The sequence below is a fragment of the Phocaeicola faecium genome (assembly GCF_014837055.1).
In the GTDB taxonomy this organism is placed as follows: domain Bacteria; phylum Bacteroidota; class Bacteroidia; order Bacteroidales; family Bacteroidaceae; genus Phocaeicola; species Phocaeicola gallinarum.
The window spans coordinates 128,445-140,984 of record NZ_JACSPQ010000006.1 but is presented as its reverse complement, the minus strand read 5'-3'; the positions used below and the strand labels follow the sequence as shown (position 1 = coordinate 140,984).

Genomic DNA, 12,540 nt, shown 5'->3' with positions numbered 1-12,540 from the left:
AAAGATTACTTATAAACTATTGGATATGAACAAAGAAACATTAAAGAAAAACTTACGTGAGATACCGGATTTCCCCATACCGGGAATATTGTTCTACGACGTGACTACCCTCTTCAAGAATGCAGAGTGCTTACAGGGCATGATTGACGAACTATACGAAATGTATAAAGACAAAGGCATCACCAAAGTGGTAGGCATTGAGTCAAGAGGATTCATCTTGGGCGGCGCTTTGGCGGCACGCTTGGGAGCAGGATTTATTATGGCACGTAAGCCGGGCAAATTACCCGCAGAGGTTCTTGAAGAAACATACGCCAAAGAATACGGAACCGATACGATACAGATTCATAAAGATGCCATCAACGAAAACGACATCGTTTTGTTGCACGACGACCTGCTTGCCACGGGAGGAACGATGGCTGCCGCTTGCCGTTTGATGGGAAAATTCGGAGTGAAGAAGTCGTACGTCAACTTCGTGGTCGAGTTGAAGAACTTAAACGGACGACAAGCTTTCACCAGCGATGTAGACATCACTACCCTCTTACAACTATAAACCATTTCAAAGAAGCACAGATTCCATTGTTCCGGTAAGCCTGCTTTCCGATACGCCTGAGGAATCTGTGCTTCATATTCTGCACATGGAGAACAACGAAATACTCAGCCATAACGAATACTTGCGGGGCATCGTACTGAACCTTCCAGACAGTCCGGGCATCTATCAATACCTGAACGAAGAGGGGACGATTATTTATGTAGGAAAGGCAAAGAATCTGAAACGTCGTGTTTATTCGTATTTCTCAAGAGATCACCATTCCGCCAAAACACGTATACTGGTAAACAAGATTGCCGATATACGTTACATCGTAGTAAAGACAGAAGAAGACGCTCTGCTACTCGAAAACAATTTAATCAAGAAATACAAGCCGCGTTATAACGTTCTGCTGAAAGATGACAAGAGTTATCCATCGATTTGTGTTACCAACGAATACTTTCCCCGTATCTTCAGCACACGGCGCATCGTCCGAGACGGTTCTACATATTACGGGCCGTATAGCCATATCCCCTCCATGCAGGCAGTGCTGTTACTCATCAAGAAACTGTATCCGCTACGTACCTGTAAATTTGCACTTACTCCGGAAAACATTCGCGACGGCAAATTCAAAGTGTGTTTGGAGTATCATATCAAGAACTGCAAAGCTCCGTGTGTGGGACTGCAATCGCACGATGAATACATGCAAAATATCTCGGCTGCAAGAGAATTACTAAGGGGAAATACGCAAGCCATCAGCAACATCATGATGAAAGAGATGCAGCAACTGGCGGCGGAAATGAAGTTTGAGGAGGCTCAGAAAATCAAAGAGAAATACGAGCTGATAGAAAGCTACCGGGCAAAGAGCGAGGTAGTAAGCTCGTTCTTCCACAACATTGATGTATTTTCTATTGAAACCGACGAAGGAGCTGCTTATATCAATTACCTCCATATCACGAACGGATGCATCAATCAGGCCTTCACTTTCGAATACAAAGTGCGTATGAACGAAACGAAAGAGGAACTTCTGCAATTAGGCATCGTGGAGATGAGAGAACGTTACAAGAGTATGTCGAAAGAGATTATCGTTCCCTTTGAACTGGATATGGAAATGCAGGGCGTAACGTTTACCATTCCGCAACGCGGAGAGAAGAAACATTTGCTGGAGCTTTCGATTATGAACGTCAAACAGTATAAGGTAGACCGCCTGAAGCAAGCCGAGAAGTTGAATCCGGAACAGCGCAGCGTACGTCTGATGAAGGAAATCCAAGACCAGTTACATATAGATAAAATGCCCGTAAGAATCGAATGTTTCGATAATTCCAACATACAGGGTTCGGATGCCGTAGCCGCTTGTGTGGTATTCAAGAAAGCACAACCCAGCAAAAAAGATTACCGGAAATACATCATAAAAACGGTTGTAGGGCCGGACGATTACGCATCGATGCAGGAAGTGGTGCGCCGGCGTTACACACGTGTATTGCAGGAGCAGGGCGAACTGCCTGATTTAATCCTGACCGACGGTGGAAAGGGACAAATGGAGGTAGTACGTCAGGTTATCGAAGATGAGCTTCATTTGCAGATTCCAATAGCTGGACTTGCTAAAGACGGACGCCACCGCACTTCGGAGATTCTGTTTGGTTTTCCGCCCGTAAGCATCGGAATCAAGCAAGGCACTCCCCTTTTCCATCTGCTGGAAAGGATACAAGACGAAGTGCATCGGTTTGCCATCACGTTCCATCGCGACAAGCGGAGCAAAAGTCAGATTGCCTCGGCGCTGGATAACATCAAGGGTGTGGGCGAGAAACGGAAAACCGCACTGCTGAAAAGGTTCAAGAGCGTTGCCCGCATCAGAGAAGCAAGCCTTGAAGATATTGCCGAAACGGTGGGAATGGTGGCTGCCAGAAACATTAAAGAGAGCTTAAACGGCGAAAAGTAAACAGAAAGAACCGCTAAGCTCAGCACATCTAAAATTCAACACTTCGTTTCAGCAATCCCGATTAATTTCGTACATTTGTCAAAGTAAGATTTAAAACGATGAGAGTAGTAATCCAACGAGTAAGCCATGCTTCCGTCACCATCGGCGGAGTATGCAAATCAGCCATCCGAGAAGGGCTCATGATATTAGTAGGCATTGAAGAAGCAGACACACGCGAAGACGCCGACTGGCTCTGCAAGAAGGTGCTTAACCTGCGGATATTCGACGATGAAAACGGCGTAATGAATCGCTCCGTCACCGATGTAAACGGTGAAATTTTGGTGATCAGCCAGTTTACACTGATGGCGTCGACCAAGAAAGGAAATCGACCGTCGTATATCCGGGCTGCCGGACACCAAACGGCTGTTCCGCTCTACGAATATTTCTGCAACGAGCTTAGCATCGGACTGGGAAAAGAAGTAGGAACCGGAGAGTTTGGAGCCGATATGAAAGTAGAATTGTTGAATAACGGACCTGTAACCATCTGCATGGATACGAAAAACAAAGAATAATCATGACGTTAGAAGAAGCACAACGAAGCGTGGACGACTGGATAAAGACATACGGCGTACGGTATTTCAGCGAGCTGACCAACATGGCAGTCCTTACTGAAGAGGTAGGAGAACTGGCGCGGATTATGGCGCGCACCTATGGCGACCAGTCGTTTAAGGAGGGCGAGAAACACGACCTCGGCGATGAAATGGCGGATGTACTTTGGGTACTTCTGTGCTTGGCAAACCAGACGGGGGTCAACCTGACCGAAGCCTTCCGGAAAAATTTGGAAAAGAAAACCTCACGAGACAAGGAAAGACATAAAAACAACCCTAAACTGAAATAAGATATGGAATATTACGAAGAAGACCGCGAAAACCTCGGGCAAGCCAACAAGTATGAACTTGCGCTCAGCAAATACAATACGGCACTCCATGACGATGAAATCGCTGCGAAAACGGCGAATCTTCTCAACAAATACATGCAAGAAAACAATACGAAGGAGGTAAAGAAATTCCTTTTCAACTGCATTGATTTGACCACGCTGAAATGTACCGACAGCGAGGAAAGCGTGATGCGTTTCACCGAAAAGGTTAATGAATTTGTAGACAAATATCCCGACCTGAAAAACGTAGCTGCCATCTGCGTCTACCCCAACATGGCGGAAATCGTAAACAGCACGCTGGAGGCGGACGATGTAAAGATAGCCTGCGTTTCGGGTGGTTTCCCCTCGTCGCAAACCTTCACGGAAGTGAAAGTTGCCGAAACCGCAATGGCACTCCACGCCGGAGCCGATGAAATCGACATCGTTATCCCGGTAGGCAAATTCCTGAGCGGAGATTACGAAGGAATGTGCGATGAAATCGAGGAACTGAAAGACGTATGCGGCGACAAGCATCTGAAAGTAATCCTCGAAACAGGTGCATTGGGCAGTTCCGAAAACATCAAGAAAGCCTCTATCTTGGCGATGTATTCGGGGGCAGATTTCATCAAGACATCTACCGGCAAAGAGAAACCTGCCGCTACGCCCGAAGCTGCATACGTGATGTGTCAAGCCATCAAGGAATACTTCCTCGAAACCGGTCGGAAAGTAGGTTTTAAGCCCGCCGGAGGCATTAACACGGTAGAAGATGCCCTCGCCTATTACACCATCGTAAAAGAAGTATTAGGAAAGGAATGGCTGACCAACGAGTTTTTCCGTTTGGGAACAAGCCGGCTGGCTAATCTCTTGCTGTCGGACATCGTGGATGAAGAAACAAAGTTCTTCTGATTGTGAGATAAAACGCTACCCATAGAACACATCAACGCTTCGGGTAGAACAGAGTAACGCTACCGCATGGGATGAGTAACACTAACGGTAGCGTTTTCCGGCTCTATACGCATAAAAAAAAGCCCGATGAAATCAGGGGTTCATCGGGCCGTATAGTGAAGATAACGAATTTTATTCCGCTTATTTTTCACGCTCTATCACGTAGTCGATATACGCGGTAAGTGCTTCGCGAATGGAAGGCTCGGCAGATTCCGGGAGCAGGTCTAATGCCTTGTCGCGATACGAACGCATCACACTTTCGGCATAAGCGATACCTCCCTCCTGCTTTATCAGTTCAACAAACGAGGCGATTTCTTCCTTAGAGGCTTCCATCGAACGAATCCGGAGTGCCAATGCGCGGAGCGATTCATCGTTCGTCTTGTTCAACACATAAAGGGCAGGCAATGTCAGTTTGCCTTCCAGCATGTCATTGCCGGTAGGTTTGCCCAGTTCCGGGCAAGTATAATAATCGAAAATATCGTCTTTAATCTGAAACGCAATGCCTATCATCTCGCCAAATAATGCCGCATTCCGTTCTTCCGTCTTTCCCGCGTGTACCGAAACCGCACCGCTTTCGGCACTTGCCGTAAACAGAGCCGCTGTTTTTTTACGGATAACGTTGAAGTAAACTTCTTCCGAGAAATTCTGATTGGAGGTGTTTTCCAGCTGGATAATCTCCCCTTCCGAAAGGTCTTGTCCCAAACGTGCCACCAGTTCCACCAATTCCAAGATACCCGTATGCGCTGCATGTTTCAAGCTGGTGGCAAGCATGTAATCGCCTACCAGAACCGATATTTTGTTGTTATAAAGTGCGTTTACCGATGACTGTCCGCGCCGCTCGTCACTCTCATCCACCACATCGTCGTGAACTAAACTGGCTGTGTGAAGCAACTCCAACGATAGGGCAGCATGTAAAGTAGCATCCGCCACTTCACCAAAAAGCTTGGCCATCAGCAACACCAGAATGGGGCGCATCATCTTTCCGTTACGCTTCCTGATGTATCCCAATACTTCGCCCAACAGCGGATTGTCACTGCGCAGCGACATCTCAAAAAGCGTTTTAAATTCGCCCAGTTCTTTTTCTATCGGTAATTTAATTAGTTCCAGTTTATCCATGCAGCATTTAATTATCGCACAAAAGTAATAATAAAACAGCTAATAGCGTATTTTTTTGTACTTTTATGCCTTAAAAACCTAAGATTTTTATAACGAAATGGATAAACTATTTCTACTCGACGCTTACGCACTGATTTATCGTGCTTACTACGCCCTTATCAAAAACCCGCGCATTAACTCAAAGGGTTTCAATACTTCTGCCGTGCTTGGCTTTGTCAATACGCTGGAAGATGTGCTCAAAAAGGAGAACCCCACACACATCGGGATAGCCTTCGACCCTGCCGGACCGACCTTCCGCCATGAAGCCTTTGAGCAATACAAGGCTCAGCGGGAAGAAACTCCTGAAGTAATCCGGCTTTCGGTTCCGATTATAAAAGATATTATCCGCGCTTATAACATACCTATCTTAGAAGTACCGGGATATGAGGCAGACGATGTAATCGGTACGCTGGCTACCGAAGCGGGCAAGCGGGGCATCCGCACGTATATGATGACTCCCGACAAGGATTACGGACAGTTAGTGGGTGAATATGTATTTATGTATCGCCCGAAATACGGTGACAAAGAGTTCGACGTGATGGGGGTGGAGGAAGTAAAGGCGAAATTCAACATCCAGTCGCCTACCCAAGTCATCGACATGCTGGGACTGATGGGCGATGCTTCCGACAACATTCCGGGTTGTCCGGGCGTGGGCGAAAAGACAGCTCAGAAACTCATCGCCCAATTCGGCAGCATCGAAAACCTGCTTGCCAATACCGACCAACTGAAAGGCTCTATCAAAACAAAGGTTGAGACCAACCGCGAGCAAATCGAATTTTCGAAATTTCTTGCCACAATTAAAACCGATGTTCCCATTGCGCTCGATATGGATGCGCTGAAGCGCGAAACTCCGAACGAAGAAGCCTTGCGGAAAATTTTCGAGGAAATGGAGTTTCGCACGCTGATGGAGCGGGTATTTAAAAACGAGAAGAAAACCACCCCTACCCCTGCCGCTCCACAAGCCGATCTCTTTGGATTTTTTGCGGACGAGAATACAGATGAAATTAAAAATTCAAATCTCACGCGCTTAGAAGACCTGTCTTACGACTATCAACTAATTGATACAGAAGAAAAAAGACAAGAATTATTACAAAAGATACTTACAAAAGAAATTTTCAGTCTGGATACGGAGACTACGGGAACTGACCCGATTACCGCCGAACTCGTAGGAATGAGCTTCGCTTACGCCGAAAATCAGGCTTTTTACGTACCGGTGCCGGCTGAACGTGAGGAAGCGCAAAAAATTGTTAATCTTTTCAAGCCCGTGTTTGAGAACCCAAAAACTTTAAAGGTGGGACAAAACATCAAGTACGATATGCTTGTACTTTCCAACTACGGCGTAGAAATCGGAGGTCCGATGTTCGACACGATGATTGCCCACTACATTCTTCAACCTGAGCTTCGGCACGGAATGGATTACCTTGCCGAAATCTATCTGAAATATGAAACCATCAAGATAGAAGAACTGATAGGAGCCAAAGGAAAGAATCAGAAAAACATGCGCGACCTTCCGCCATCGGATGTATATAAGTATGCCTGCGAAGATGCTGACGTAACGCTGAAGCTGAAACACGTTTTGGAAAAGGAACTTGAAACAAGCAATGCCAAGCCGCTGTTTGAGGAGATAGAAATGCCGCTCGTCCCGGTACTTGCCTACATGGAACGAAACGGCGTGCGCATAGATACCGATGCCCTGAAAGAGACATCGAAACATTTCACGGCGCGCATGAACCAAATCGAAGCAGAGGTTCACCAACTGGCAGGAGTGGAATTCAATATCGCCTCACCCAAACAAGTCGGCGAAGTGCTGTTCGACCGCTTGAAAATAGTAGACAAGGCGAAGAAAACCAAAACCGGACAATATGTAACTTCGGAAGAAGTGTTGGAAAGTCTGCGGGGCAAACACGAGATAGTAGGAAAGATATTGGAACACCGCGGACTGAAAAAGCTGTTAGGTACGTACATCGACGCCCTGCCCCAACTGATAAATCCGCATACGGGGCGCATCCATACGTCGTTTAACCAAACCGTTACGGCTACCGGGCGTTTGAGCTCCAGCAACCCCAACCTGCAAAACATCCCCATCCGTAACGAAGACGGAAAAGAAATACGCAAAGCGTTCATACCCGACGACGGGTGTGAGTTCTTCTCTGCCGACTATTCACAAATCGAGTTGCGCATCATGGCTCACCTGAGCGGCGACCCCCACATGATAGAAGCCTTCCAAAAAGGGCAAGACATCCATGCTGCCACGGCTGCCAAAATCTATAAGATAGACCTGAGCCAAGTAACACGCGAGCAACGAAGCAAGGCGAAAACGGCTAATTTCGGTATCATTTACGGCATTTCGGTATTCGGACTGGCGGAACGCTTGAACGTCGACCGCAAAGAAGCGAAAGAACTAATCGACGGATATTTCCAGAATTACCCGCACGTAAAAGAATACATGGATGAAAGCATTCGCTCGGCACGCGAGAAAGGATACATCGAAACCATATTCAAGCGCAGACGCTACCTGCCCGATATCAACTCACACAATGCAGTGGTTCGCGGGTATGCCGAACGAAATGCCATCAACGCTCCGATACAGGGAAGCGCTGCCGACATCATCAAAGTAGCCATGATACGCATCTACCGCCGCTTCAAGGAAGAAGGTCTGCAATCGAAGATGATTCTTCAGGTACATGACGAATTAAACTTTAGCGTAGTGCCCTCAGAACGAGAGAAAGTAGAGCAAATCGTGATAAGCGAAATGGAAAGTGCTTACAAAATGAAAGCTCCCTTGCAAGCAGACTGCGGTTGGGGTAAAAATTGGTTGGAAGCACATTAAACGGTTCAAACTGTTAACATATCTTTAAATGGTAACACTTTGCTAATTTATTGCATTTTTTCAGGCAAAAATTAGGTGTATTATCAAGTATTTTACTACATTTGCAGCGTAAAGATAATCAAAAAGAAAGTAAAACCTTAAAGTTATAAAGATATGAAAGCTTTGAATTTAATTAAAATCACATTGGTTGCAGTAATTGCATTTGTTGCTAACGTTACAGTTTTTTCTGCCAATCCAGATAACAATTTAATCTATAACGCAGAAGAAGTCAACGGAGTGAAAGTTTCAGAAACCGTTTACAAGATGGACGGCAATATGCTGACAAACTATATGAAATATAATTATAAGTATGACGACAACCAAAGAATGACGGAAAACGTTTCTCAGAAATGGAACAGCATGAAGAACCGTTGGGAAAACGACCTCTGCATCCGTTATACTTATAGTAACAAGAGCATTACCACGGAATATTACAAATGGAATGCAAGAAAGAAAGATTTCATTTTGGTTCCCGAAATGACAATCACAATGGATAAGTAACATTAAACGAAACATTCATAAACTCTCTTATTCTATAAAGAGGCACTTCGTGAGAAGCGCCTCTTTTTTTATGCTCGCTATCCCTTCCTTCCCTTCTCCTTGCCGCCCGATTTTATCAACTTAGCGGCAATCTTCTAACAAATTATAACCTGCAAGCATCAAAGCAGAGTTTTCGACAACATTTTTCCAATATTCGGACAGGTCAAAACACTACGGCTTGCGTTGACCAACTTATGCGGATGAATTGGGGTAAACATGCGGATAAACACCCGCATCCATCCCAATGAATTTTATGCCGCAATTTACACGTATCCCTTAGAAACAATTTAACTTATACACCTAATCAGATAAGTTGATTAAGCGTATAAGATTTCTTGCTTATCTTCTTGATTTTTCTAAATATTTTTATTAAAATTGCCAAAAATCATTCAGGAAAACCTTTGTTCAATTACAAATCACAAGTCCAAGAAAAATCCTATAAAAATCTAACCTCTTAATCAATAATCACTATGCGAATCATTAACTTCAAATTTCTGAAGAAGAAAATCCATTTTCTTTTCAGAAGCCCGGCTATCGGATGGGTATGTTTATTATTCTGTTTGTTCAACTTCTCTTGTTCTTCGGACGATGATACCCCACCCGCCTCCTCATCTCCCCGTTTAAACGAATCAGATAGTTTGGCAATGGTCAACATCTACAAAGCTATCAACTAAATCTCTAAATTATGAAAACATTCAACAATACATCCACCGTACAACCATTATTTTTATTCTTTTTCATAATAACATTATTTTCTTGTAACAATAATGATTTCTATGAAATTAACAACAACAGAAAATCTTCTACGATTACAAGTCGTAGTATAAACACACAAATTGACACAACAATAAACAAATCACCGTTCAGTTACTATCCACCTTCCATTTCTTTAGAATTACTCTATAAATCTGGCAGTGGACTTATTTATTCCGTAGAGCCTCGCAATATAAGTACATCAGACGATGGAAAAGAACCTGCTTATTTCCGAATAAAATGCCACCAAGATATAAGTCACGTCAGGATTGACTGGATATATACGGGAACACCCTCAAACAGATATCCTAAAGAATATACACAAAAATCAACAGATGGATATTTTTATATCAAAGAATTAATTTACGAACAATTTGAAATAGGTGTTTACCTTGCAACAGTCGGCTATCCGGATCCATCACGCCCCGACTCGATTCCGCCTATCACATCAACTACTGAAATCAGAGGCTATAAAGCTAAAAAATTATGAAACGTTTCTTACCATTCACCTGCCTTTTTCTTCTGTTTTTTACGCAAATCGTCAACGCCCAACCCTCCAATGGCAATTTGCAACAAGCACTGTACGATTACACAGCACGGATGCCCATCGAAAAAGTGTACATACATCATGACCGAACGGATTATTACGCCGGAGAGACGGTTTGGATGAAAATTTACCAAACTTCTTCGGCAAATGCTTCCGCCGCCAGCCAAATTGTTTACGCAGACCTTATCGACCCGCAGCAAAACGCTGTATTACAGACTCGATGGAAGCTCAAGGACGGGCGGGCAGAGGCTTGCTTGGAACTTCCTGAAGATTTACCTGCCGGACATTACCAGTTACGTGCCTACACCCGATGGATGCAAAACTTCGCTCCTGAAGGGTTCTTTCACCAAGAGTTGACTGTGTACGGCCCTCAACCGACCGGCAAAGATGCAGACGAAAAGGAAGATGCAGCTATCCGGTTCTTTCCCGAAGGAGGCTGGATGATAGAGGGACTGACCAACCGGGTGGCTTTTGAAATCACAGGAAGATATGCCGAAGATATCAAAGAAATTTTCATTACAAACGAGAAGAAAGACACCGTAGCCATTGCTTCACCAAGCCTGCACGGGAAAGGGTTGTTCTCATTCCTGCCCCAACCCGGTATGCGCTACGAGGCTCATTTACCCAACATACGTCAGACCTATCCGCTTCCCCAATGCAAGGAACGGGGATTTGTTTTGTCAACAGAGCATCGGGACGGGAAATTCCGCATCAGAATGGCTCATAACCTGACAGAGAAAGAAGCATCAGCACATCAATGGTTTATCGTATTACACCGCGAGGGGGAGCTTATCGTAGAAGTGCCGATAGATACCCGCAATAAGATTGGTCTCATCAGTTTTCCAATCGACGAACTACCGGCGGGAACATTCACCGTTTCACTAATCGACGAATCTTATCAGGCATGGTGGGAAAGGCTTGCTTTTGTACGTTTTCCGGAACAATTAAATTTGTCGATTCGTACAAAGTATGAAAAGCAGAACGGACACAAATCCGTAAAATTAATATTACATTCTACAGACCGGAACGGGCATCCGCAGCCGGGAGCGTTCTCATTAGCAGCTGTCGATGCCACCTTAGAACAAACCAGCAAACGATCTAACCTCACCTCTTATTTGTTTTTAGGTAGCGAACTGCAAGGTAACCTCCGCTACCTGCCGGACTACTGGAATCCTGCCCGCCCCGATGCGATGGAGCGTATCAACCTGTTGCTCCTCACACAAGGATGGCGGCGGTATGAATTAGACCAGCTTACCGAAACACCCCAACCACCCTCGTTCCCTATGGAATTAGGACTATCGTTAAGCGGCAAGGTAGATGTACTTGGCAACAAAAAGCTAAAAGACATTACCATAGAAGCCATTTTGCGCCAAGATAGTTTGAGGGAATATGCCGAATTAAAGCCCGACGAAAAGAAACGTTTTGTTTTAGACGGCATTGAATTTACAGGTACTAAAGATGTCATTTTAACTGCACGCGACAAGAAAGAGAAAGCCTACCCCATTGTTCTTGACGTTCCCCACTCCTCTCCTGCCGGGCATTACCGGCCAACGCCGTTCGATGCCAAACAGTCATTCGCTACCGCATGGAAAGTCAACCGGTACATCGAACCCCGTATCGGTAAAACCCCGATTTTGTTAGGCGAAGTAGAAATTACGGCACGGAAACCAGACCCGATGGAAAAGCGGAGAACATACGGAGCAGGATTCGTGAAAAACGCAGTAAACATCGAAGCAAACACAGCCAGTGGTCGCGTAATCGACTACTTGCGACGTGTGCCGGGCATATCAATGATATATGGTGGAGACCCTGCCTACCCGATGATTCCGCACGTAAACGGAACTCCCGGAAAAACGCCGGCTTCCATCGTATTAGATGGCAGCCTGCAGCGGATGCCGGAATTTGTATTCGACATGGATATTTCACAAATAGAGCGCATCGAAGTGTTACAGCCAACCGCCACCATGTTTGGCGGATTCAATACCGGAGGTGTCATTTGTCTGTACAGACGCCCTGTCGGCGGAGAAAAAGAAACCACCCGGCAAGCCGTTTGCCAATGGATAGGATACAATCAGGCCAAAACGTTTTACCTTCCCGCAGCGACAGACAACGATTTTTTCAATCTCCCCCAAGCCCGCAATACGTACTATTGGAATCCAACGGTTACTACCGGCGCCGACGGACGGGCAGAAATATCATTCTTCCTCAACGAACGCGAGAACAAAGAAATTACTGTTCACTGTGAAGGCATATCCACCAACGGTATCACGGGAGTGTATTCGCAAACAATCCGCTGACAAACAACGCTGATACAGCTTATATGACAGGAGTAACCGCCTCTTTTTGGTTAAATATAAAAAATATAGCCATG

10 protein-coding genes are annotated in these 12,540 nt (G+C 45.2%); 9 read left to right on the top strand and 1 reads right to left on the bottom strand.

The features are described from left to right. Positions 1-25 precede the first annotated feature (25 nt). The 5 genes from H9626_RS08135 (at position 26) to deoC (ending at position 4,266) form a co-directional block, all read left to right on the top strand. The gene (locus H9626_RS08135) at positions 26-550 is read left to right on the top strand and encodes an adenine phosphoribosyltransferase (RefSeq protein ID WP_178257288.1); all 525 of its coding nucleotides are present in this window, start codon (positions 26-28) and stop codon (positions 548-550) included. Positions 551-635: 85 nt separating this feature from the next. Beyond that, the gene (gene uvrC / locus H9626_RS08130; RefSeq protein ID WP_178257287.1) at positions 636-2,465 is read left to right on the top strand and encodes an excinuclease ABC subunit UvrC; all 1,830 of its coding nucleotides are present in this window, start codon (positions 636-638) and stop codon (positions 2,463-2,465) included. 98 nt (positions 2,466-2,563) lie between these two features. Then, positions 2,564-3,016 carry a D-aminoacyl-tRNA deacylase gene (gene dtd / locus H9626_RS08125; RefSeq protein ID WP_191710165.1) on the top strand — a complete coding sequence of 151 codons (453 nt, stop codon included), beginning with the start codon at positions 2,564-2,566 and terminating at the stop codon, positions 3,014-3,016. 2 nt (positions 3,017-3,018) lie between these two features. After that, on the top strand, positions 3,019-3,342 hold the full coding sequence (locus H9626_RS08120; RefSeq protein WP_191710164.1) for a nucleotide pyrophosphohydrolase: 324 nt from the start codon (positions 3,019-3,021) through the stop codon (positions 3,340-3,342). Positions 3,343-3,345: 3 nt separating this feature from the next. Next, on the top strand, positions 3,346-4,266 hold the full coding sequence (gene deoC, locus H9626_RS08115) for a deoxyribose-phosphate aldolase (protein WP_191710163.1): 921 nt from the start codon (positions 3,346-3,348) through the stop codon (positions 4,264-4,266). Positions 4,267-4,446: 180 nt separating this feature from the next. Here the strand turns inward: deoC and H9626_RS08110 are convergent, their stop codons facing one another. Next, the gene (locus H9626_RS08110; protein WP_191710162.1) at positions 4,447-5,421 is read right to left on the bottom strand and encodes a polyprenyl synthetase family protein; all 975 of its coding nucleotides are present in this window, start codon (positions 5,419-5,421) and stop codon (positions 4,447-4,449) included. A 97-nt stretch (positions 5,422-5,518) separates the two neighbouring features. Here H9626_RS08110 and polA point away from each other — a divergent pair, with 97 nt between their 5' ends. From polA to H9626_RS08090, 4 genes are all read left to right on the top strand, one after another. Then, on the top strand, positions 5,519-8,290 hold the full coding sequence (polA, locus tag H9626_RS08105; protein WP_191710161.1) for a DNA polymerase I: 2,772 nt from the start codon (positions 5,519-5,521) through the stop codon (positions 8,288-8,290). Between the two features lie 153 nt (positions 8,291-8,443). After that, the gene (locus H9626_RS08100) at positions 8,444-8,830 is read left to right on the top strand and encodes a DUF3836 domain-containing protein (RefSeq protein WP_178257281.1); all 387 of its coding nucleotides are present in this window, start codon (positions 8,444-8,446) and stop codon (positions 8,828-8,830) included. Positions 8,831-9,554: 724 nt separating this feature from the next. Beyond that, complete coding sequence (locus H9626_RS08095; RefSeq protein ID WP_191710160.1) at positions 9,555-10,112, top strand: hypothetical protein; 558 nt, start codon at positions 9,555-9,557, stop codon at positions 10,110-10,112. After that, positions 10,109-12,466 (top strand): TonB-dependent receptor plug domain-containing protein, encoded by a 2,358-nt coding sequence (locus H9626_RS08090; protein WP_191710159.1) that lies wholly within the window; start codon positions 10,109-10,111, stop codon positions 12,464-12,466. Before H9626_RS08095 ends, H9626_RS08090 begins: the two co-directional genes overlap by 4 nt. Positions 12,467-12,540 lie beyond the last annotated feature (74 nt).

Bases quoted from the DNA above. Each gene is read 5' to 3' on its own strand.
- H9626_RS08135 (WP_178257288.1), top strand. From the start codon at position 26: ATGAACAAAGAAACATTAAAGAAAAACTTACGTGAGATACCGGATTTC.
- uvrC (WP_178257287.1), top strand. From the start codon at position 636: ATGGAGAACAACGAAATACTCAGCCATAACGAATACTTGCGGGGCATC.
- dtd (WP_191710165.1), top strand. From the start codon at position 2,564: ATGAGAGTAGTAATCCAACGAGTAAGCCATGCTTCCGTCACCATCGGC.
- H9626_RS08120 (WP_191710164.1), top strand. From the start codon at position 3,019: ATGACGTTAGAAGAAGCACAACGAAGCGTGGACGACTGGATAAAGACA.
- deoC (WP_191710163.1), top strand. From the start codon at position 3,346: ATGGAATATTACGAAGAAGACCGCGAAAACCTCGGGCAAGCCAACAAG.
- H9626_RS08110 (WP_191710162.1), bottom strand. From the start codon at position 5,421: ATGGATAAACTGGAACTAATTAAATTACCGATAGAAAAAGAACTGGGC.
- polA (WP_191710161.1), top strand. From the start codon at position 5,519: ATGGATAAACTATTTCTACTCGACGCTTACGCACTGATTTATCGTGCT.
- H9626_RS08100 (WP_178257281.1), top strand. From the start codon at position 8,444: ATGAAAGCTTTGAATTTAATTAAAATCACATTGGTTGCAGTAATTGCA.
- H9626_RS08095 (WP_191710160.1), top strand. From the start codon at position 9,555: ATGAAAACATTCAACAATACATCCACCGTACAACCATTATTTTTATTC.
- H9626_RS08090 (WP_191710159.1), top strand. From the start codon at position 10,109: ATGAAACGTTTCTTACCATTCACCTGCCTTTTTCTTCTGTTTTTTACG.